General features: G+C 70.0%; 20 protein-coding genes. 9 read left to right on the top strand and 11 right to left on the bottom strand.

All coding sequences use genetic code 11. From position 1 onward, the window contains the following. Window positions 1-8: 8 nt before the first annotated feature. Window positions 9-2,291 (top strand): xanthine dehydrogenase family protein molybdopterin-binding subunit, encoded by a 2,283-nt coding sequence (locus tag ACGHC0_RS20055; protein ID WP_415266555.1) that lies wholly within the window; start codon window positions 9-11, stop codon window positions 2,289-2,291. Between the two features lies 1 nt (window position 2,292). Continuing rightward, entirely contained in the window at window positions 2,293-3,270 is a 978-nt protein-coding gene (locus tag ACGHC0_RS20060; protein WP_415266556.1) for an XdhC family protein, read from the top strand. Window positions 3,271-3,286: 16 nt separating this feature from the next. Here the strand turns inward: ACGHC0_RS20060 and ACGHC0_RS20065 are convergent, their stop codons facing one another. From ACGHC0_RS20065 to ACGHC0_RS20110, 10 genes are all read right to left on the bottom strand, one after another. After that, window positions 3,287-4,273 carry a tripartite tricarboxylate transporter substrate binding protein gene (locus ACGHC0_RS20065; protein WP_415266557.1) on the bottom strand — a complete coding sequence of 329 codons (987 nt, stop codon included), beginning with the start codon at window positions 4,271-4,273 and terminating at the stop codon, window positions 3,287-3,289. 47 nt (window positions 4,274-4,320) lie between these two features. Next, entirely contained in the window at window positions 4,321-4,605 is a 285-nt protein-coding gene (catC, locus tag ACGHC0_RS20070; protein WP_013596204.1) for a muconolactone Delta-isomerase, read from the bottom strand. 60 nt (window positions 4,606-4,665) lie between these two features. After that, a complete protein-coding gene (locus ACGHC0_RS20075) occupies window positions 4,666-6,003 on the bottom strand; it encodes a short-chain fatty acid transporter (RefSeq protein WP_368352626.1) in 1,338 nt (445 codons plus the stop codon). A 309-nt stretch (window positions 6,004-6,312) separates the two neighbouring features. Beyond that, entirely contained in the window at window positions 6,313-7,047 is a 735-nt protein-coding gene (locus ACGHC0_RS20080) for an SDR family NAD(P)-dependent oxidoreductase (RefSeq protein ID WP_368352627.1), read from the bottom strand. 48 nt (window positions 7,048-7,095) lie between these two features. Beyond that, window positions 7,096-7,392: a YciI family protein gene (locus tag ACGHC0_RS20085; protein ID WP_368352628.1), complete on the bottom strand. Its 297-nt coding sequence runs from the start codon at window positions 7,390-7,392 to the stop codon at window positions 7,096-7,098. A 71-nt stretch (window positions 7,393-7,463) separates the two neighbouring features. Further along, window positions 7,464-8,537, bottom strand: a complete 1,074-nt coding sequence (locus ACGHC0_RS20090) for a cyclase family protein (protein ID WP_368352629.1) — start codon at window positions 8,535-8,537, stop codon at window positions 7,464-7,466. A 10-nt stretch (window positions 8,538-8,547) separates the two neighbouring features. Beyond that, window positions 8,548-9,348 (bottom strand): 3-oxoadipate enol-lactonase, encoded by an 801-nt coding sequence (gene pcaD / locus ACGHC0_RS20095; protein WP_368352630.1) that lies wholly within the window; start codon window positions 9,346-9,348, stop codon window positions 8,548-8,550. 11 nt (window positions 9,349-9,359) lie between these two features. Further along, window positions 9,360-10,568, bottom strand: a complete 1,209-nt coding sequence (pcaF, locus tag ACGHC0_RS20100; RefSeq protein WP_368352631.1) for a 3-oxoadipyl-CoA thiolase — start codon at window positions 10,566-10,568, stop codon at window positions 9,360-9,362. 37 nt (window positions 10,569-10,605) lie between these two features. Continuing rightward, entirely contained in the window at window positions 10,606-11,253 is a 648-nt protein-coding gene (locus tag ACGHC0_RS20105) for a 3-oxoacid CoA-transferase subunit B (protein ID WP_053845471.1), read from the bottom strand. A 51-nt stretch (window positions 11,254-11,304) separates the two neighbouring features. After that, the gene (locus tag ACGHC0_RS20110; RefSeq protein ID WP_368352632.1) at window positions 11,305-12,006 is read right to left on the bottom strand and encodes a 3-oxoacid CoA-transferase subunit A; all 702 of its coding nucleotides are present in this window, start codon (window positions 12,004-12,006) and stop codon (window positions 11,305-11,307) included. A 159-nt stretch (window positions 12,007-12,165) separates the two neighbouring features. Between ACGHC0_RS20110 and ACGHC0_RS20115 the strand changes: the two genes are divergently transcribed. The 5 genes from ACGHC0_RS20115 (at window position 12,166) to ACGHC0_RS20135 (ending at window position 19,054) form a co-directional block, all read left to right on the top strand. Beyond that, window positions 12,166-12,969: an IclR family transcriptional regulator gene (locus tag ACGHC0_RS20115; RefSeq protein ID WP_368352633.1), complete on the top strand. Its 804-nt coding sequence runs from the start codon at window positions 12,166-12,168 to the stop codon at window positions 12,967-12,969. 171 nt (window positions 12,970-13,140) lie between these two features. After that, complete coding sequence (locus ACGHC0_RS20120; RefSeq protein WP_415266558.1) at window positions 13,141-14,103, top strand: type III secretion system chaperone; 963 nt, start codon at window positions 13,141-13,143, stop codon at window positions 14,101-14,103. A gap of 22 nt (window positions 14,104-14,125) precedes the next feature. Next, a complete protein-coding gene (locus ACGHC0_RS20125) occupies window positions 14,126-15,934 on the top strand; it encodes a hypothetical protein (protein ID WP_415266559.1) in 1,809 nt (602 codons plus the stop codon). A gap of 43 nt (window positions 15,935-15,977) precedes the next feature. Then, window positions 15,978-16,412 carry a DUF1841 family protein gene (locus tag ACGHC0_RS20130; protein WP_019701657.1) on the top strand — a complete coding sequence of 145 codons (435 nt, stop codon included), beginning with the start codon at window positions 15,978-15,980 and terminating at the stop codon, window positions 16,410-16,412. Window positions 16,413-16,510: 98 nt separating this feature from the next. After that, window positions 16,511-19,054, top strand: a complete 2,544-nt coding sequence (locus tag ACGHC0_RS20135) for an EAL domain-containing protein (protein ID WP_415266560.1) — start codon at window positions 16,511-16,513, stop codon at window positions 19,052-19,054. 96 nt (window positions 19,055-19,150) lie between these two features. Here the strand turns inward: ACGHC0_RS20135 and ACGHC0_RS20140 are convergent, their stop codons facing one another. Continuing rightward, on the bottom strand, window positions 19,151-19,816 hold the full coding sequence (locus ACGHC0_RS20140; RefSeq protein ID WP_368352639.1) for a c-type cytochrome: 666 nt from the start codon (window positions 19,814-19,816) through the stop codon (window positions 19,151-19,153). Window positions 19,817-19,929: 113 nt separating this feature from the next. Here ACGHC0_RS20140 and ACGHC0_RS20145 point away from each other — a divergent pair, with 113 nt between their 5' ends. Both ACGHC0_RS20145 and ACGHC0_RS20150 read left to right on the top strand, forming a co-directional pair. Continuing rightward, complete coding sequence (locus tag ACGHC0_RS20145) at window positions 19,930-20,784, top strand: AAA family ATPase (RefSeq protein ID WP_368352640.1); 855 nt, start codon at window positions 19,930-19,932, stop codon at window positions 20,782-20,784. Between the two features lie 16 nt (window positions 20,785-20,800). Next, on the top strand, window positions 20,801-21,406 hold the full coding sequence (locus ACGHC0_RS20150; protein ID WP_415266561.1) for a GNAT family N-acetyltransferase: 606 nt from the start codon (window positions 20,801-20,803) through the stop codon (window positions 21,404-21,406). The last annotated feature ends 13 nt before the right edge of the window (window positions 21,407-21,419 follow it).

Below are 21,419 nucleotides of genomic sequence, written 5' to 3' on the forward strand. Positions count from 1 at the left end.
GCCGCTCCATGACGCTGCCCCAGCCCCACGACCTGCACGCCCAGTTGCTGGACCGCCCCGGCGCCCTGCTCGTCGTGCGCCAGCCTGTGGCGCCTCCGAAGCCCGCGCCGGGCCAGCCCGGTTCGGGCACCGACTACGTGCAGGCCACGCCCGAGATCTTCGTGGCCGTGCTCTCCGACCCGGGCACGGAGGCAGGCTGGCGCGCCCTGGCGTTCAACGGCCACGTGGACCTGGGCACGGGCATCCGCACCGCCCTGGCCCAGATCGTGGCGGAAGAACTGGAAGTGCCCCTGGACCGGCTGGAGATGGTGCTGGGCCACACGGCCGCAGCGCCCAACCAGGGGCCGACCATCGCCAGCGCGAGCATCCAGATTTCCGCCGTGCCGCTGCGCCGTGCCGCCGCCCAGGCGCGCGAGCAGTTGCTGGCGCTGGCCGCCGCGCACTGGGGCGTGGAGGCCGGACGCCTGCAGGCGCGCGATGGCCACGTGGCCTTTGCCGACGGCGGCGATGCGCGCGCGCTCCACTACGGACAGTTGCTGCAGGGGCAGCGCCTTCACCTGCCGCTGGCACCGCCCGAGCAGCCGGTGAAACTCAAGCCCGCCAGCGAGTACCGGCTGGTGGGCCGCGGCGCCGCGCGCGTGGACATTCCCGCCAAGGCCACCGGCGAGCTGAGCTTCGTGCACGACGTGCGCGTGCCCGGCATGCGCCATGGCCGCGTGGTGCGGCCGCCGCATCCGGGCCGCGACGGCGGGGATTTCATCGGCCACTGCCTCGTCGCGGTGGACCCTACCTCCGTCGCCCATCTGCCGGGCAACGTGCAGGTGGTCGCCGAGGGCGATTTCGTCGGCGTGGTCGCCGACCGCGAAGAGCAGGCCATCGCCGCCCTGCGCGCGCTGCGAGTGCAATGGCGGCCCGTTCCGCCCGCACCCGACCTGCGCGACGTGGCCAGCGCCATCCGCGCGAACCCGGCGCAGCGCCGCGCGCTGGTGGACGAGGGCGACGTGGACGCTGCCTTCGCGGGCGCTGAAACCGCCGCCGTGCTGGAGCGCAGCTACGTCTGGCCCTACCAGATGCACGCCTCCATCGGCCCTTCCTGCGCGGTCGCCGACTTCCAGGAAGGCCGGCTCACCGTGTGGTCCGGCACGCAGAACCCGCACATGCTGCGAACCGACCTGGACCGGCTGCTGCAACTGGGCGAGGACCGCATCGACATCGTGCGCCTGGAGGCTGCGGGCTGCTACGGTCGCAACTGCGCCGACGATGTCTGCGCCGATGCGGCCCTGCTCTCCATGGCCGTGGGCGCGCCGGTGCGCGTGCAGCTCACGCGCGAGCAGGAACACCAGTGGGAGCCCAAGGGCACGGGCCAGCTCATGGACGTGCGCGCGGCCATCGGCCGAGACGGTGAGCTGCTGGCCTGCGACTTCGCCGTGCGCTACCCCTCCAACGATGCGCCCCTGCTGGCCCTGCTGCTCACGGGCCGCGTGCCGGGCCAGCCGCGCACGCTGGAGATGGGCGACCGCACCGCCGTGCCGCCCTACCGCTATGCGAACCGGCGCATCGCCTGCCACGACATGGCGCCGCTGGTGCGCTCCTCCTGGCTGCGCGGCGTGTCGGCCCTGCCCAACTCCTTCGCCCACGACTGCATGATCGACGAGCTGGCCCAGGCGGCCGGCGCCGATCCCGTGGACTACCGCGTCCGCCACCTCGACGACCAGCGCGCCATCGAACTGATCGAGGCCACGGCACGCCACGCGGGCTGGCAGCGCGGCCAGCCGGGCAGCCGGGGCCTGCCGGGCGCCCATGGTCTGCTGCGCGGGCGCGGCGTGGCCTATGCGCGCTACGTCCACAGCCGGTTTCCCGGCTTCGGCGCGGCCTGGGCCGCCTGGGTCGTCGATATCGAGGTCGATCCGGCGAGCGGCCGCATCGCCGTGCGGCGCGTGGTGGTGGGCCAGGACACGGGCATGATGGTCAACCCCGATGGCGTGCGCCACCAGATCCACGGCAACGTCATCCAGACCCTGAGCCGCAGCCTGCTGGAACGCGTCGCCTTCGACGACCGGGGCGTGGCCAGCCGCGAATGGGGCGGCTATCCCATCATCGGCTTCCGCGACGTGCCGCCGATCGAGGTGGTGCTGATGCCGCGGCAGGACGAGCCGCCCATGGGCGCCGGCGAATCCGCCTCGGTGCCGGGCCCGGCCGCGCTGGCCAATGCGCTGTTCGACGCCACGGGACGGCGCTTCTACCAGGCGCCGTTCACCCCGGAGGTGATCCGGTCCGCGTTCGCCAGCTGACATGGAAGCGACCGACCTGGACAGCCTCGTGCTGCGCACGGCGAACGGCTGGCTGCAGGCGGGTGAGCGCGCATGGCTGGTGACCGTCGCACGCACCTGGGGATCGTCCCCGCGCCCTCCCGGATCGCTGATGGCGATGAATGCGCGCGGCGAGGTGGCCGGCTCCGTCTCGGGCGGCTGCATCGAGGACGACCTGGTGCGCCGCGTGCAGCAGGCCGCGGCGCAGGGACATGGCCCGACCGCACTCCCTGAAATCCTGCGCTACGGCATCTCCGCCGATGAGGCCCACCGCTTCGGCCTGCCCTGCGGCGGCACGGTGGAACTGGTGATGGAGCCTCTGCAGGGCCGCAGCCGGCTGCAGGACCTGATGGCCGCCCGCGGGCAGCGGCGCTGCGTGGAACGCACGCTGCACCTGGCCACCGGCGACGTGCGGTTGCGCGACTGCGCGCAAGCCACCGCGCCGGTGCTGGATGCGCAGCGCTTCGTGGCCTGCTTCGCGCCGGTCGCGCGCCTGGTCGTCATCGGCGCGGGCGACACCGCGTACTACGTGTGCCAGATGGCCGTGAGCGTGGGTTTCGACATCGTGCTGTGCGATCCGCGCCTGGAGCAGGCCCCCGCCTGGGCGCAGGGTCGCATCGCCTTCACGCGCGACATGCCCGACGACGTGGTGCTGGCCCTGCGCGACGACGACCGCACGGCCGTTCTCGCCCTGAGCCACGACCCCAAGCTGGACGACCTGGCCCTGATCGAGGCCCTGCGGTCCCGGGCGTTCTACGTCGGCGCCATCGGCTCGCGCAGCAACAGCACGCGACGGCGAGAGCGGCTGCGGCTGCACTTCGGCCTGGAGGATGCCGAACTGCGCCGCCTGCACGGCCCCGCGGGGCTCTTCATCGGCAGCAGGACGCCCGCCGAGATCGCCCTCTCGATGATGGCCGAGGTGGTGGCGGCGAAGAACGGCACTTTAGGGACAGCGTTCTAGAGCAGCCACGGAACCCTCAATCGACGCTGGCGCCGGACTCCTTCACCACCTTGCCCCACTTCACGCTCTCCTTCTGGATGAAGTCGGCGAACTGCGCCGGCGTCTCGCCGGCGGCCTCGGCGCCCTGCTCCGCGAGCTTCTTCTTGATGTCGGGCTGTGCGAGCACCTTCACGATGGTGGCGTTGAGCTGCGCGACCACGGGCGCGGGCGTGGCGGCCGGCGCGAACATTCCGAACCACGACGTGGCCTCGTAGCCGGGCACGCCGGCTTCGGCGATGGTCGGCACGTCGGGCAGCTCGGGCGAGCGCTTGGCGGTGGTGACGGCGATGGCGCGCAGCTTGCCCGAGCGCACGTGCTGGATGGCCGAGGGCATGTTGTCGAACATGATCGCGATCTGGTTGCCCAGCAGGTCCGTCACGGCCGGCGCGCTGCCCTTGTAGGGCACATGCTGCATGTCCACCTTGGCCATGCTCTTGAACAGCTCGCCCGACAGGTGGATGGAGCTGCCGCTGCCCGAGGAGCCGAAGTTGATCTTGCCCGGGTTCGCCTTGGCATAGGCGATCAGCTCCGGCACCGTCTTGAAGGGCTGCGCGGGGTTGGCGACCAGCAGGTTGGGCACGTTGGCCACGCGGGTGAGGGGCGCGAAATCCTTGATCGGATCGAAGGGCATCTTCTTGTAGAGCGACGCGTTGATGGCGTGCGTGCCCACCGTGCCCATGAAGAGCGTGTAGCCGTCGGCCGGTGCGCGTGCCGCCACCTGGCCGCCGATGTTGCCGCCCGCGCCGGCGCGGTTGTCCACCACGACCGACTGGCCCAGTTCGGCACCCATGCCCTGGGCGATGATGCGCGCCAGGATGTCGGTGGTGCCGCCGGCCGCGAAGGGCACGATGATGGTGATGGGTTTGCTCGGGAACGCCTGGGCGGCGGAGAGGCCGGGCAGCAGTGCGCAGGCGGCAGCGGCGGCGAGCAGGCCGCGGCGGAAGGTGGAGTGGGCGATGGTCATGGTTTGTTTCCTCGGATCTCTTCGTTGTATGGATGGGGATGCAGTGCTTACTCCTGCACGATGGACGACGGGTGGTTGGCCAGCGGCGTCACCTTGATCTCCATGTACGGGAACAGCGGCAGCCCGCTCAGGATCGCGTGCAGCTCGTCGTTGCCGGACACGTCGAAGATGCTCACGTTGGCGTATTCGCCGACCACGCGCCACAGGTGGCGCCACTTGCCGTCGCGCTGCAGCTGCTGCGAATACTCCTTCTCCTTGCGCTTGATCTCGTCGGCCACTTCGGGGGCCAGCGTGGACGGGATGCGGACGGTCATTTCAGCCATGAACAGCATGGGTTTCTCCTTGGGGGTTCGGGTGGGAATGTCGAAAGAAAGCGGGGGCCCGTAAGGCCATCACAGATGCGGCCAGACCAGCATGGTCACGGCGTAGATCGCGCCCACGAGCAGCATGGAGACCACCGTGTAGCCCATGATGTCCTTGAGCTTGAGCTTGGACAACGCCAGCGCCGGCAGGATCCAGAACGGCTGCACCAGGTCGTTCCATCCGTTGCCCAGCATCACCGACATGGCCGTCTGCGCCTGCGAGGCGCCGAGCGTGGTGGCCGCGTTGATCATGAACGGGCCCTGCAGCACCCAGTGGCCGCCGCCCGAGGGCGCGAAGAAGTTGATCACGAAGGAACTGACGAGGCCCCACAGCGGCAGCGTGGCGGCGGTGGAGATGCTCACGAACACGTGCGCGATCGACTCCACGAGGCCCGAGCCGTGCATGATGGCCATGATGCCGGCGTAGAACGGGAATTGCAGGATGATCCCGCCGATGGTGCGCACGCCCTCGTTGACCTTCTCCACGTACTTCATCGGCGTGCCCAGCAGCAGCACCCCGAGGAACAGGATGAAGAAATTGATCATGTTCAGGTCGAGGTTGCCGCCCTTCATGAAGTGCATGGCCACGTACGCCATGCCGCACAGGCCGATCAGCAGGCTCAGCACGCGGCTGTTGTTCAAGCGCCAAGCCAGCGTCTTCTCGTCGCCCAGCAGGCCCTCGGCGCCGCCGGCCGGTTTGGCGTCCGCCACGGTGGCCGGGTCCAGCTCGACGACTTTCTCGCCCTGCTTCGGGTGCATGGCGGCATTGAGCAGCGGCAGCGCGATCAGCACGGCCAGGCTGGTGAGCAGGATGGGCGCGGAGAAGATCGTCTGCGTGAGCGGGATCAGGCCCATGGTGCCCTCGAAGGCATGGCCCTTGGTGGAGATCAGCACGGGGATGGTCGCCGAGAAGCCCAGGCTGTACATCGTGAAGCCCGTGTAGGCCGCCGCGATGATCAGCGGATAGTGCACACCCTTCACCTTGAGCGCCAGCTTGCGTGCCATGATGCCGCCGATCACGAGGCCGAAACCCCAGTTCAGGTAGCTGCCCACGCCGCCCACGATGGTCGCGACGATGATGGCCTGCCGCGGCGTCTGCACGCGCGCGGCGATGCGATCGAGAAAGCGGTCCACGATGGGCGCGGCCGCCAGCACGTAGCCCATCACCAGGATCACCGCCATCTGCGTCGTGAAGGCCAGCAGGCTCCAGAAGCCCTTGCCCCAATCCTGTACCACGGCATCGATCGGGCGGCTCTCCACGCCGAAGGCCAGCGCCATGGTCAGCAGCGTGAGCAGGATCGCGAAAACGAACGGATCGGGCAGGTAGCGCCGCATCAGTTCGGTGAAGAAAGCAGTGATTTTCGACATGGAAAACTTGTCTCGCTGTTATGGGATGAATGAGAAAAGAGGAATTGCTTCAGCGCCTCATCGCGCGGCTTGCGGAACCGGCACGGCACCACCCGTCAGAAGGCCGCGGAGCAGGCCAAGCCAGCAGACGCCGTGGAACGGGCTTCGCCCGGCCACCGGCGTCGTCCCCTGCCCGCCGTGCACAGCACGTCGAGAGCGGGGCTGAGTGCCGCGGCTCCGAGCCTGCCTGCGCAGGCTTGGACGTGCACGAAGGGCAGCGGTCTCTGGCGGCGGCGCGGAGCGGCGCAGCCGCTCAGGGGGGTGTGGCCATCACACTCCAGCGACTCCCACGGTCATGCCGCCGCACACGTACAGCACCTGCCCCGTGACGAAGCCGCTGCGCGCATCGAGCAGGTACGACACGGCATGCGCCACGTCGTCCGGCGTGCCCACGCGCTTGACGGGCACCGCATCGATGATGGCCTGCGTGCGCGGTGCATCGGGCGGGTTGGCGCGGTCGAACAGTTCGGTGCGGATGGGCCCCGGCCCGATGGCGTTGGCCGTGATGCCGTGGCGCCCCAGCTCCAGCGCCCACACGCGCGTCATGCCGATCAGGCCGGCCTTGGTGGCCGAATACGCGGTGCGCAGTTCCTTGCCCAGGGCCGCTCGCGAGGACATGTTCACGATGCGCCCGAAGCCGGCCGCCTGCATGCCCGGCAGCAGCGCCTGCATGCACTGCAGGCTGCAGCGCAGGTTCAGCGCCACGGCCAGGTCGAACTGCTCCAGCGTCTGCTCGGCCGCCCCGGCCGGCACCACGATGCCGACGTTGTTGACCAGGCGCGTGATCGGGCCGCCAGCGAGCGCCTGCTGCAGCGCACGCGCCGTCTCCGCAGGGTTGGACAGGTCGGCCTGGATGCCGCCGGGCACATGGTCGACCACGCGGTCGATGACGACCGGCTCGTAGCCGTCGGCCCGGCAGCGTTCGGCCGTGGCCGCGCCGATGCCGGCACCGCCGCCGGTGATGAGGACACGCTCGCGCGTGGAGGAGGCAAGGGAGTTCGTCATGGGGAATCCTTCAGGGGGAACAGGTGGTGCCACGCCGCAGCGGAACGCTCAGAGGTAGCACCGCCCGTCCACATAGGCCTTGCGCCAGCGGGTGAACGTGACACGCTCGAACAGCCCGGCGGCATGGAAGGGATCGGCCTCGATGAAGCGCTGCGCCTCCTGCCGCGAATCCAGCGCCACCACGTAGAGGCCGCCGCCCAGGTCCTTGCCGTCGTCGTCCAGCTTGGCCCCGCAGGCCAGCAGCAGGTCCTTGTGGCGGTCCAGGAATTCCAGGTGCGCGGCGCGCGTGGCCTGGCGCACGTGCTGGTGGCCGGGCTTGTCGAAGGTCTCGATGATGAAAGGCATGGCGTGTTCTTTCGTGCGCGGCGGGCCGGCACATGGCGGATGCCGCGGTCCGGGGCCCGCGGCGTGTGGTCTCAGACCGTGGCGACGGGCGTCACGGGCGAGCCCACGGCGCCCGGCAGGTTCAGTGGCGGCGCCGTCAGCAGGAACCGGTGGCGGCCCTGCGCGCGCAGCCAGCGCGCCAGCGGCGTGAGGTGCCACAGCTCGCCCAGGTGGACGCCCAGCTTGAACAGGCAGTGCTCGTGCAGCGGCAGCGCCGCGCAGCAGGCGGGCCCCGGGCGCGCGGGCAGGCCCTCGACGGCGTAGTTGTCGGCCGCGATGGCGGCGAGCTGGCTGTCGGTGATCCACTGCAGCAGCTTCTCGTCCCGGCCGTCCAGCACCGCGCAGGCGTTGTGCAGCACCTGCGGATCGGGGTGCCGACGCATGCCCAGCACCACATCGGCGAAGCCCGTGTGCAGGCAGACGATGTCGCCCGTCTCCACCGCCACGCCGTCGGCTTCGAGCACGCGCATCAGCGTGTCGTAGCCGACCAGCGTGCGCGCGTCGCCCAGGTGGGCGCGCAGGTCGATCATCACGCCGCGGCCCTGCACGCCCGTGCGGGCCATGTTCTCGATGCCCAGCGCGTGCGCGGCCGAGGTGCTCGTGCCCGCAGCGCCCGGCGCGGCGGGTACGCCCGTGTCGCGCACGTCCCGTGGGCCGACGATGTGCCGCCCCGCCGAATAGCCGTTGTAGTAGAGCGCCTCGGGCAGGCCGTCGCCATTCGCGTCGAACATGGAACCCGCGTGCGCCAGGCTGTCCCACTGGGTCGAGTACTGCAGGTACAGGATGGCCAGGTCGTCGGACATCACGTCGGTGCGGCCCGGCTCCAGTTCGGCCATCAGGCAGTTGAAGTTGACCAGCCCCTTGCGCAGCGTGGGCCGCAGCACGGGCGGATGGCGTGCCGGATTGAGCGCACTGCCGCCCGGATAGTCCAGCGGCAGGCTGAGCGCGAAGCTCAGGCCTTCGCGCACTTCGGCCACGCCCTGGCGCACCTTCTCGGGCGTGAGCAGGTTCAGGCGGCCCAGCTGGTCATGGGGCCCGAAGTCGCCCCAGGTGGAGCCGGGTGGGCGCTGCTTCCAGCGGGGATTCACGGGCTGTGGCTGTTCCATGGCAGCGGTCCTAGTCCCTTTGCAGAAAATCCGCCAGCGCGGCATCGAAGGCCTGCGGCGCCTCGAGGTTGGACAGGTGCGAGGCCGGCAGTTCGGCCACGCGGGCACCGGCGATGGCCGCCTGCATGGCCTGCGCGTCCGCCACCGTGGTGACCGGGTCGCCCGTGCCCGCGATGAGCAGCGTGGGCACGGCGATGCCGCCGATGGCCGCGCGCAGGTCGGCCTGGGCCAGGGCTTCGCAGCAGCCGGCGTAGCCTTCCGGCGCGATACCGGCGATCCAGCCCTGGGCGCGGCGCACCACATCGGGCTGCGCAGCGGCGAAGGCGTCGGTGAACCAGCGCCCCGGCGAGGATGCGGCCAGCTCGGCCATGCCGGCCACGCCCTTGTCGCGCACCATGGCGGCGCGCGTGGTCCACCCTTCGGCCGTGCCGATCTTGGCGGCACTGTTGGCCACCACCAGGCGTTCGAGCCGCTGCGGCGCATGCACGCCGAGCCAGAGGCCGGTGAAGCCGCCCATCGAGATGCCGCAGAAGGCGGCCTTCTCGATGTCCAGGGCATCGAGCAGCGCGACCACGTCGCCGCCCAACTGGTCGAAGGTGTACGGCCCGGGAGACACCACGCTGCCGCCATGGCCGCGCGTGTCGTAGCGCACCACGCGGTGGGTGCGGGCGAACCGCCCGGCCTGCGCGTCCCACATCTCCAGCGTGGTGCCGAGGGAATTGGAGAACACCAGGGCCGGCGCATCGGCAGGCCCTTCCACCCGCACGCGGAAGCTGCCCGCGGCGGTCTTCAGCACATCGTTCATGGCCATGCCGTCCCCGCTCACACGCGCTCCAGGATCACCGCGATGCCCTGGCCCACGCCGATGCACATGGTGGCCAGCGCATAGCGCCCGCCCGTGGCATGCAGCCGGTTGACGGCCGTGGTGGCCAGGCGCGCGCCGCTGGCGCCCAGCGGGTGGCCCAGGGCGATGGCGCCGCCCCAGGCGTTCACGCGCTCGTCGTCGTCTTTCAGGCCCAGCATGCGCAGCACGGCCAGGCCCTGCGCGGCGAAGGCTTCGTTCAGCTCGATCACGTCGAGCTGCTCCAGCGTGAGGCCGGTCTGCGCCAGCACCTTCTGCGTGGCGGGCGCGGGGCCGATGCCCATCACGCGCGGCGCCACGCCGGCCGTGGCCATGCCGACCACGCGGGCCTTCGGCGTCAGGCCATGCTTCGCGGCCGAGGCTTCATCCGCCAGCAGCAGCGCACAGGCACCGTCGTTCACGCCGCTGGCGTTGCCGGCGGTCACGGTGCCGCCTTCGCGCACCACGCCCTTGAGCCTGGCGAGCGCTTCCAGGCTGGTCTCGCGCGGGTGTTCGTCCTTGTCCACCACCACCGCGTCGCCCTTCTTCTGGGGAATGGTGACGGCCGTGATCTCGCGCGCCAGGTGGCCGGCCTTCTGCGCGGCCACGGCCTTGAGCTGGCTGGCCAGGGCCATGCGGTCCTGCGCCTCGCGCTCGATCTTGTAGTCGTCAGCCACGTTCTCGGCCGTTTCCGGCATGGAATCGACCCCGTACTGCGCCTTCATGAGCTTGTTCACGAAGCGCCAGCCGATGGTCGTGTCGTACACCGCGTTGCTGCGGCTGAAGGCACTTTCGGCCTTCGGCATCACGAAGGGCGCGCGGCTCATGCTTTCCACGCCGCCGGCGATCATCAGGCCCGCCTCGCCCGCCTTGATGGCGCGCGCCGCCGTGCCCACCGCGTCCAGGCCGGAGCCGCACAGGCGGTTGATGGTGGCGCCCGGCACGTCGATGGGCAGGCCGGCCAGCAGCGCGCTCATGCGGGCCACGTTGCGGTTGTCCTCGCCGGCCTGGTTGGCGCAGCCGTAGAGCACGTCGGTCACCGCGGCCCAGTCCACATGGGGGTTGCGCGCCATCAGCGCCTTGAGCGGAACGGCGCCCAGGTCGTCGGTGCGCACGCTGGAGAGCGCGCCGCCGTAGCGGCCGAAGGGCGTGCGGATGGCGTCGCAGATGAAGGCTTGCGAAGAGGTCATGGTGTCGTGTCTCCTGATGGGGTGGGGGCGCGGCGTTTCAGGCGGCGCGGATGGGCAGGCCGACGAGGCGTTCGAGTTCGGCATGCTCCAGGCCCGGCACGGCGTCGATCAGCACCAGGCCGTCCGGCGTGCAGGCCAGCGTGGCGAGGTCGGTGTAGATGCGCTTGACGCAGCCGATGCCCGTCAGCGGATAGGTGCACTGCGCCACGATCTTGGACTGGCCCTGCTTGGTCAGCAGGTCCATCATCACCCAGGTCTGCTTGGCGCCGATGGCCAGGTCCATCGCGCCGCCCACGGCCGGGATGGCTCCGGGCTCGCCCGTGCTCCAGTTGGCCAGGTCGCCCGTGGCGCTGACCTGGAAGGCGCCCAGCACGCAGATGTCCAGGTGGCCGCCGCGCATCATGGCGAAGCTGTCGGCGTGGTGGAAGTACGCACCGCCCGGCAGCAGCGTGACGGGCTGCTTGCCCGCGTTGATGAGGTCGTAGTCCTCCTGCCCGGCCGCGGGCGCGGGGCCCATGCCGAGGATGCCGTTTTCGCTCTGCAGGATGACTTCGCGGTCGGCCGGGATGTGGTTGGCCACGAGGGTGGGCTGCCCGATGCCCAGGTTGACGACGGCGCCTTCGTGGATGTCCTGGGCCACGCGGCGGGCCAGTTCGTCTTTGCTGCGTTTCTGATAGCTGCTCACGCTGATTCCTTCTGCGCTGGTGGCCTGTTCAATTCCGATGCGATGCCGGGCTCATGCGGCCTTCCTGAAGCCCGCGCCCTGGGTGGCGGTGCGCTCGATGCGCACGATGCGGCTCACGAAGATGCCGGGGGTCACGATGGCCTCGGGGTCCAGCGCGCCCAGTTCCGCGATCTCGTGCACCGTGGCGATGGTCTGCTTCGCGGCCGTGGCCATCACGGGGCCGAAGTTGCGCGCGGACATGCGGTAGGTCAGGTTGCCCCAGCGGTCGCCGCGTTCGGCCTTGATGAGGGCCACGTCGCCGTGGATGGGGTACTCCAGCACGTAGTGTTTGCCGCCGATCTCGCGCGTTTCCTTGCCCTTCGCCAGCTCGGTGCCGTAGGCCGTCGGGCAGAAAAAGGCGCCGATGCCGGCACCGGCCGCGCGCAGGCGCTCGGCGAGGTTGCCCTGCGGCACCAGTTCCAGCTCCAGCTTGCCGGAGCGGTACAGGTCGTCGAACACCCAACTGTCCACCTGCCGCGGAAAACTGCAGATGATCTTGCGCACGCGGCCCGTCTTGAGCAGCGCGGCCAGGCCCGTGTCGCCGTTGCCCGCGTTGTTGTTGACCACCGTGAGGTCGCGGGCGCCCTGCTCGATCAGTCCGTCGATCAGTTCGCCGGGAATGCCGGCCGTGCCGAAGCCGCCGACGAGCACCGTGGCGCCGTCCTGGATGCCCGACAGGGCCTGGGCAACGGAATCCGCAATCTTGTTGATCATGGGAAGAAACACCTGAGATGGGAGGCAGGGCCGGACCGCCGTGCCGCACGGCGACAATCCGGCCCGTGAGCGGGAGGCAGCCGGATGTCCGGCCGCAGGATTTTGTTCGTATAAAGAACAAATGTTCGTACAATGAATTAATTCTAGAACCAACAGCTTATGAGCGATACCCCCACGGACATTGGTAAAAACCCTAGGCCGGGCGACAGCTACGTGCAGTCGTTCGCCCGCGGGCTGGAAGTGATCCGCTCCTTCAGCGCCGCCGCGCCCCAGCAGACGCTGAGCGAAGTGGCCGCCTCCTCGGGCCTGACGCGCGCCGGGGCGCGCCGCATCCTGCTCACGCTGCAGACGCTGGGCTACGTGGAAAGCGACGGGCGGCTGTTCCGCCTCACGCCGCGCATCCTGGACCTGGGGTTCGCCTACCTCTCGTCCATGCCCATCTGGGACCTGGCGGAGCCGTCCATGGAAGCCCTGGCCGGCGAGGTGCATGAATCGTGCTCCGCCGCCGTGCTGGACGGCCACGACGTGGTCTATGTGCTGCGCGTGCACACCCACAAGATCATGAGCACCAACCTCGGCGTGGGCTCGCGCCTGCCCGCGTTCTGGACTTCCATGGGCCGCATGCTGCTGGCCGGCCTGCCCGACGAGCGCGTCATCGCGCTCATGCGCGACCTGCCGCGCAAGCGCTTCACGCCGCGCACCGTCGTGGACGACGCGGAGCTGCTCGCCCGCGTGCAGACCGCCCGCGCGCAGGGCTGGTGCCTGATCGACCAGGAGCTGGAGGAAGGCCTGATCTCCGTCGCCGCCCCGCTGCGCGACCGCGCCGGCCGCACGGTGGCCGCGCTCAACATCAGCGGGCAGGCCAACCGCACCAGCGCGAAGGTGATGCAGCGCGACCTGCTGCCCGTGCTGCTGCGCACGGCCGACACCATCTCTCGGCTGCTGGGCACGCGGCGCGGCTGAGGCCGCGTTTCTCTCCGCGAGGCCGGGCAGCGCCTACCACGCTCCCGGCCCCGGCCCCGGTCACGGCCTGCGGCGGCCCGCGGCTTCGCATGCCTCGCAACTGCTTCGCCGCTCATGACGCTTTCGATGATGGATATGCAAAAGATGTGCATAACCATCGGGAGCGCCATCATGCAGACCTCATCCATCGCAAACATCACTGATCCATCCACCCTCTCACCTCCCTCGGCGGCATGGCTGCGCGAAGCTGCCCGCCGGTTCGGCGAAACGGAAGGCGCGGAGCCTTTCTCCGAGGCGCGCGCCTTCGAACAGGACGGCATCCGCTACTGTCCCCTGCTGATCGAGGACGCCCCGCAGGAGCGCTGGGTCCTGGTGGCATCGCAGCCCCGCCCTGCCGACGTGGAAGAGCCCGTCTGGACCAGCCTGCTGCTGCACCTCAACGCCCCGGCCATGGCGCTCGGGTCCGTCGGCATCGGCCTGGATCGCACCGGCCGCGCCGTGGTCGTGCACGGCGTGCCCCCGTCGCATGTCGGCGATGCGGCACTGCTGGCCCAGGATCTGTTCCAGCTCAGCTACTTCAGCGGCATGCTGCGGGAAAGCGCTCTCGGGGTGCAACACCATCTGCCCTCGATGATCGAAGCGCATGCCCTGCGCCAGGCCGGGAGCGCCCCCGGGACGGAAGCCGCGCCACCGGAGATGCCGCCGCTGCCGCCAGGCCTCGCAGCCACCGTGCAGGCACAGGCCGGTGCGGACTGGCACCGCCCCCTTCTCGGGCAGGCCGTGGACGAGCTGGGCGCCGCGGTCTCGGCCACCCCCGACCTTCCATTGGGCGCCATCGCCCGGCTGCAGGGCAAGGATATCCAGATCGCGGCCTGCGGCGATGGCCGCACGCTGCTGCTGTCGGCACCGCTGGACCGGCCGCTGGCCGACAGCGCCGAGCGCACCGCTGCGCTGCAAGCCAACGTGGAGCTGATGTTGATCGCCGGCTGCGCGCTGAGCCTATCCCCCGAAGGCACGTTCGTACAGACACGCTGGGATTCCGAGGGCATGGATGGCAACGACCTGGCCGTCCAGCTGGACGGATTCGCCGCCCTGGCCGCCAGCATGGACGGCACCTCTGCCTCCACGCAATGAAACCCACCGAACGGAGCCTCCCATGCTGAAAAACGCCACCGCCTCGCCGAGCACCTCGTCGCCCCAGCACTTGCTCACCTCCCCGGGCAAGGAGACGCAGCCCACCAGCAGCCAGCCGGCTTCACCCGCCGTCCGCACGGGCAGCCAGCGCCTGCCGGAAACGGAACTGCAGCGCTTCGCGCGGCCGGATGCACAGGCCTCCACCAGCGCCGCGGCCGCTTCCATCAGGCCCCCGCGCAACGATGCGCCCCGGGCCCCGGCGCGTGAAATGTCGCTGCGCTACATGGCGGATGTGGAAGCCCAGACCGACACGCCTGTCCCGGGCAGGGGCGCGCGGCTCCTGCAGCAGGGCAGGAACCTGGCATCCGGGGCCCGGAATCTGGCGCAGAGTTCGATGACCCAGGTAAGGAACGGCGCGGCCGCAGGTGCCGCGTACGCGGGACAGGCCGCCGCGGCGGTCAAGGACAAAGCCGTGCAGGGCTACCACTACACGGCGGCGAAGGCGCACCAGGGCTGGGAGGTCACCAGCCAGTTCACCCGGCAAAGCGCGCAGGACCTCGTGGGCGACCGGCTCCCCAGCCGCGCGGCCGTGGGAGCCTTCACCGGCCACACGGTGCAGCAGTTGCTGACCTGCGGGATTCCCACCTTCTCCCGCGAATACGCGATGCTGCAGATCTACCGCGGCATCGTGAACTCCAGGTTCGCCCAGGACAACCCCTTCGCCATCGTCGGAATGCAGACCGCCGTGTCGATGGCGGCCGTGCTGGCGCACGCGAAGCTGCGCCATGCGCGCATGGACCGGGACCCAGAAGCCGCGGTCAAGGGGCATTTCGGCCTCACGAACGCGCAGTGGGACGCCATGTCCCCGCAGGACAAGGCAAGGCACAAGGAAATCCAGCAGGCGGATTCGCGGCGCGTGACGGCGAACCAGGTCATCGCCGAGACCGGCAACTTCATCATGGGCGCCACCGCCGCGGCCGGCGGGGATCCCGGCGTGTCGGCGCGGGTGCTGGCCACCCAGGTACGCAACATCATTTACGCCGCCATGCGCGAACTGATGCAGGCCAGCCTCAAGTTCGTCGATACCCGCGGCCCCGGCACCAGCGGCGTGAACAACGCCAACATGAGCTCCATGGCGGCGGTGTACACGTTGATGACCATGGGGGCCAGCACGGCCTCCGACGGCGTGGTCGGCGCGGTGCTGAACGCCCGCTCCGTCAACCTGAGCGGCCTGCAGTTCCAGGTGGCGGACACGAACAACCCGGTCAACGATCCGCAGCTGGAGAACGCGGCCCTCGTCGCCCTGGTCCGCGGGCTCTTCAATACCTCCGTCGAAGTGATCGACGCGGGCGTGGGCAAGCACTACGAGACGAAGCAGGTCGGTGCCCAGCAGGTGTGGAACTCGGGCAGCAAGCTGCCCATGAAGGACCACGACCGCATCCTGGACCACTCCGTCGCGCGGTTCTCCTGGAACCAGTTCGCGGGCATGGCCAACCTCGCGGTGCAGCAGGTGGCCAGGGCCACCGGCCTCAACAGGGCAGCCCCCGCGCTGACCTCGTTCCTCGGGGTCGGCACCACGGCCGCCGCCTTCGGCCTGGCCTACCGCAATACCAACCAGACCTACCAGGCCCATGCCAGGGTGCGCTCCGCCGTGGCGAACGCGCAGGCGTCCGCGCCCGCACCGGACGGCGGCACCCAGGCAGTGGCATCCGGCGCCGCCCACGCCGCGCAGGCACGGCAGCGCCCTGCTGCAGCCTCGGAGATCGAAGAGTCCATGGACGACAGTGCCTCCGTGCCCCCGCACGGCGGACAGGTCCCGCACCCGACCTAATACGCCGCGGGGAGGATTCCGCCGTGCTACGCTGCGCGGCATCATGTTCAATCCCACGCAAGCGGATGTGCGCCGCTTTTTCTGCGCGGTGCATGCCAAGGCCCAGGCAGGCCAGCCGATGGAAGCCATCGAAACCCTGGCCAGCCTGTGGATCGCGGAACACCCCGAATACCACGAGGAACTCTCCGACGTGGACGCGGCCCTCGCGCGCGACTACGACCGCACGCCCGGCCGCACCAACCCCTTCCTGCACCTGTCCATGCACCTCTCGATCAGCGAGCAGTGCAGCATCGACCAGCCGCGTGGCATCCGCCAGGCGGTGGAGCTGCTCGCCGCCCGCCTGGGATCGCTGCAGGATGCACACCATGCCGCCATGGAATGCCTGGGCAGCATGCTCTGGGAGAGCCAGCGCTCGGGGCGCCCTCCGGATGGCGACGCGTATGTGGCCTGCGTGCAGCGCCGGGCCACCCGCGACTGAAACCGCCACCCGGCGGTAGCTATAATTAAAATAGCAAACACCCGACGAAGACCACGGCAGTCCCACCATGAACCGACGACCTCCGGCACGCCGGGAACATGGTTTCGAAGGGCGGTGCTGAAGTGCGGCGCTGGGCCCTGTCGCTGCGCACGGCCATCGCCGTGCCGTTCGCGGCACTCTTCATCGGCACCGTGGCACTGCAGGCGGTCACCCAGCACCGCCAGATCGATGCGCTGATCGACCAGGAAAGCGTCCGCCTGCTCGACGCCGTGACCCACACGGCCAGCGACCGCCTCGTGAACTTCCTGGCCACGCCGTTTCGCGTGCAGCGCAGCGTCGCGGACGCGATCGGGCGCCACGGCCTCTACCACCCGGGCGACCTGCGCCCGATCCACGAATACCTGCGCGCCATCCTGGACGCCATCTATGCCGAAGAGCGGCAGATCGGCCTGCTGGGTTTCGGCGGGCGCGAGGGCGAATACACCGGCATGCGGCGCGAGGACGACGGCCGCCTGCGGCTGATCCTGCAGGACCGCAGCACCCATGGCCGGCTGCAGATATACGGACTGGAAGGCAACGGCACCGTCATCGCTTCGCAGGAGGGCTACGACCCGCGCAGCCGCCCGTGGTATGCGCCCGTCGTCACCTCCGGCCAGTCGCGCTGGTCGGACATCTACACCCGCGCGGGCGAGCGTGCCGACGTGATCATCGCAGCCTCGTCCCCGGTCGTGTCCGAGGGGGAACTCGTGGGCGTGGTACAGGCCGAGGTGCGGCTCGACACGCTGCAGCGCTTCCTGAGCAACGACCCCCTGCTGGGCCACGGCCATATCTTCGTGCTCGATGCCGAGGACCGGCTCGTCGCGCAATCCGGCGAAGGCAGCGTGACACTGCCCATGGCACCCGGCAGCCGCCAGTACGGCCGGCGGCTCGCCAGCCAGAGCACCAGCGAGGCCGTGCGCGCCGCGGCCCAGTTCCTGCCGCCGACCGCCCAGGACGAAGGCGCCGCGGCGTTCAGCTACCCCATGGACGGCCAGCGGTACTTCGCCCGCGTGACGCCGTTCACCCAGGTGCCCGGCCTGAACTGGCGCATCGTGGTCGCGCTGCCCGAGGCCGACCTGCTCGGCGACACGCGCGCGGCCTCCCGCCGGCTGCTGCTCGCCACCGCCGCCATCGCGGCGTTCGGCCTGCTGCTGGGGCTGTGGGCCATCCAGCGCATCGCCGCGCCGATCCTGCTCACGGCCCGGGCCGCGCAGCGCATGGCCCGCGGCGACTGGGACACGGAACTGCGCATCACCAGCCCGCTGCGCGAGACCGGGGCGCTGGTGCAGGCCTTCAACGACATGGCCGGCCGGCTGCGCCACTCGTTCGAGCAATTGCACCGGCAGTTGCTGGGCGATCCGCTGACCGGGCTGCTCACGCGCCGCGGGCTCCTGGAGAAAGCCGACTGGCCCCATCCCCAGCGGGCCGTGCTCGTGCTGGCGGGCATCGATGCGTTCCGCGCGGTGAACGACAGCATGGGGCTCGACACGGGCGACCGGCTGCTGCAGGCGGCGGCGGACCGGCTGCGCGGCTCGCTGCCCGCGCCGGCGTTCGCCGCGCGGCTGGGCGGCGATGAATTCGCGCTCCTGTACCTGGCCAGCGACGCCGCCCCGCCGGCCGATGCCGGGCGCGCCATCCAGGACGTCTTCGCCCAGCCTTTCTCGGTCGGCGAGGACGAGGTGCAGCTGACCGTCTCCGTGGGGACCGTGTCCGGCACGCTGCCGGCCGGCCGGCTGGCGGACTGGCTGCGCAACGCGAGCAGCGCGCTCGGCGAGGCCAAGCGGATGGGCCGCGGCCAGTGCGTGCCCTTCACCCCGGACATGATGGAGCGCTCCCTGGAGCAGTTGCGCCTGGCCTCCGAACTGCGGCAGGCCCTGGAGCGCGGGCAGTTCGTGCTGCACTACCAGCCGGTCGTGGAACTCTCCTCCGGCCGCACCATCGGCGCCGAGGCCCTGGTCCGCTGGGAGAGCCCCACGCGCGGCATGGTGCCGCCCGGCGTGTTCATCCCCGTGGCGGAAGCCTCCGATCTGATCCTGGGCCTGGGCGAATGGGTGCTGCGCGAGGCCACGCACGCCATCGCCGGACAACTGCCGCAATTGCCGGACGGCTTCGACATCCACGTCAACGTCTCGGCGCGGCAGCTCATCCAGTCCGACTTCCAGGAGACCCTGAAGCAGGTCCTGCAGGACAGCGGCCTGCCCCCGGGGCACCTGACGCTCGAACTCACCGAATCGGTACTGCTGGAGGACGACGGCGTGACCCGCGCCCGGCTGGCGGCGATCCGCGCGCTGGGCGTGAAGATCGCCATCGACGATTTCGGCACCGGCTACTCCTCGCTGGCCTACCTGGGCCGGCTGCCGTTCGACTGCCTGAAGGTGGACCAGCGCTTCGTGCGCAACCTGCTGCACTCGCCGCAGGACGAGGCCATCGTGACGGCCGTGCTCAGCATGGCCCGGGGCTTCGCCGTCACCGTGGTGGCCGAAGGCGTGGAAACCGCCGAGGAGGCCGCTCGCCTGCGGTCCATGGGATGCGCGAACGCCCAGGGCTACCACTTCGGGCGGCCGGCACCGCTCGAGCACCTGCGCCTCGCCACGCCCCTGTGACCGGCACGGCGGCTTCAGCCGCCGCAATTAATCGACGGCATTTTCCCGAAAAGGGAATGGGTGAATACCCTGGAATATGCGCCCGTGGCGCGAAACTCAGCGGAAACGCGATTGCGGCACCACCTGCAATTCACCGTCGAGCGAACCCAGATACCCGGACAGGGCCTTGAGCTCGGCATTGGAGAACTGCTTGGCGATGCCCGCCATGATGGCGTTGGAGCGGCCCACGGTGGCCGCGGCGGGGCCGCCCGTCTTGTACGCCTTGAGCGCGGCGAACAGGTAGTCGGGGTGCTGGCCCGCGATCTTCGGGTAGGACGGATCGATGGGCCTGGAGAAGTTCTCCCCGTGGCAGGACACGCAGGCGCCCTTCTGCAGCAGCTGCGCCACCTGGGCGCCCGGCTCGCGCGAGGGCTTGGCGGGCGCGCCGCCCTGGCGGGCCTGGCCGGCGTAGTAGGCGGCCACGTCGGCGATGTCCTGGTCGGAGAGCGAATCGGCGATGCCGCGCATGGTGGGATGCCTGCGGTCGCCCTTCTTGTAGGCCTGCAGCGCCGAGGCGATGTAGCCGGCGTTCTGGCCCGAGATCATCGGCACCTTGTACACCTCGGGGAAACTCGCCTGGTAGCCCGGGATGCCGTGGCAGCCGATGCACATGGCGATCTTGCCCTCCCCGGCCCTGGCGTCTCCCTTGACGTCCTGGGCATGCGCCACCGCGGTCACGCAAGCGACAGCGACGGCGAATATCGTGGTCAACTTCTTGTTCATTTTGCGCGCACAATCCAATGGAGTTTGTCGGTGCTCGGGGGCCAAAATGATTATAGCCAGCGCCCCTTCCGGCCATTTATCAACGATTACCCTCACCGCCCGCACGCACGCCCATGAAATTCCAAGGCTCCGAAAGTTATGTCGCCACGCCGGATCTCAAGCTCGCGGTGAACGCGGCCATCACCCTGCAGCGCCCGCTGCTGGTCAAGGGCGAGCCGGGCACCGGCAAGACCCTGCTGGCCGAGGAGGTGGCGCGCACCCTCGGGCTGCCGCTGCTGCAGTGGCACATCAAGTCCACCACCAAGGCCCAGCAGGGTCTCTACGAATACGACGCCGTGAGCCGGCTGCGCGACAGCCAGCTGGGCGACGCCGAGAGCGGCGAGCGCGTGAAGGACATCCGCAACTACATCGTGCAGGGCGTGCTCTGGCAGGCCTTCACCGCCGACCAGCCCGTGGCGCTGCTGATCGACGAGATCGACAAGGCCGACATCGAATTCCCCAACGACCTGCTGCGCGAACTCGACCGCATGGAGTTCCACTGCTACGAGACACGCGAGCTCATCCGGGCGAAGCACCGCCCGCTGGTCTTCATCACGTCCAACAACGAGAAGGAGCTGCCCGACGCCTTCCTGCGCCGCTGCTTCTTCCACTACATCCGCTTTCCCGACGCGGACACCATGCGCCAGATCGTGGCCGTGCACTTCCCCACGCTCAAGAGCGAACTGCTCGCCGCGGCGATGAAGACCTTCTACGACGTGCGCAACCTGCCCGGCCTCAAGAAGAAGCCCTCCACCAGCGAGCTGATCGACTGGCTCAAGCTGCTGGTGGCGGAAGACATTCCCCTCTCGGCCCTGCAGAGCGCGGACGACAAGGTGTCGATCCCGCCGCTCGTGGGCGCGCTGCTCAAGAACGAACAGGACGTGAGCCTGTTCGAGAAGCTGGTGTTCATGAACCAGCGCAACCGCTGACCGGGAGGCGCACGCCATGGCCTTCGTCGAACCCGTCACCCTGCAGGACCGCGGCATCCGCCTGGAGCCGCTCGCGCTATCCCACGAAGCGGGACTCGCCGCCGCGGCGGCCGATGGCGAACTCTGGAAGCTGCGCATCACCTCCGTGCCCGAGCCCGCGAACACCCGCGCCTACATCGAGGCCGCGCTGGAAGGCCGGGCCCAGGGCCACCGCTTCGCCTTCGCGGTGATCGAGGAGGCTGGCGGCGAGGTGCTGGGCACCACCAGCTTCCACGACATCCTGCCCGCCGTGAAGCGGGTGGAGATCGGCTGGACGTGGTATGCCCGGCGCGTGCAGCGCACCCACGTCAACACCACCGCCAAGCTGCTCATGATGGGCCATGCGTTCGACACGCTCGGCTGCCACGTCGTGGGCTGGCGCACCGACAACTTCAACTTCGCCTCGCAGCGCGCCATCGAGCGCCTGGGCGCGAAAAAGGACGGCGTGCTCCGCGGCCACGCGCTGCGGCGCGACGGCACCATCCGCGACACGGTGATGTACAGCCTGCGCGCGGGCGAGTGGCCCGAGACGAAGGCCCACCTGCTCTACCTGCTGGAGCGGCACGGCGCGGCCGCGGCCTGACCGGCGAAGGAGG

Origin of the sequence: Acidovorax sacchari, from assembly GCF_042847045.1 — a bacterium.
Taxonomy (GTDB): Bacteria; Pseudomonadota; Gammaproteobacteria; order Burkholderiales; family Burkholderiaceae_C; genus Paracidovorax; species Paracidovorax sacchari.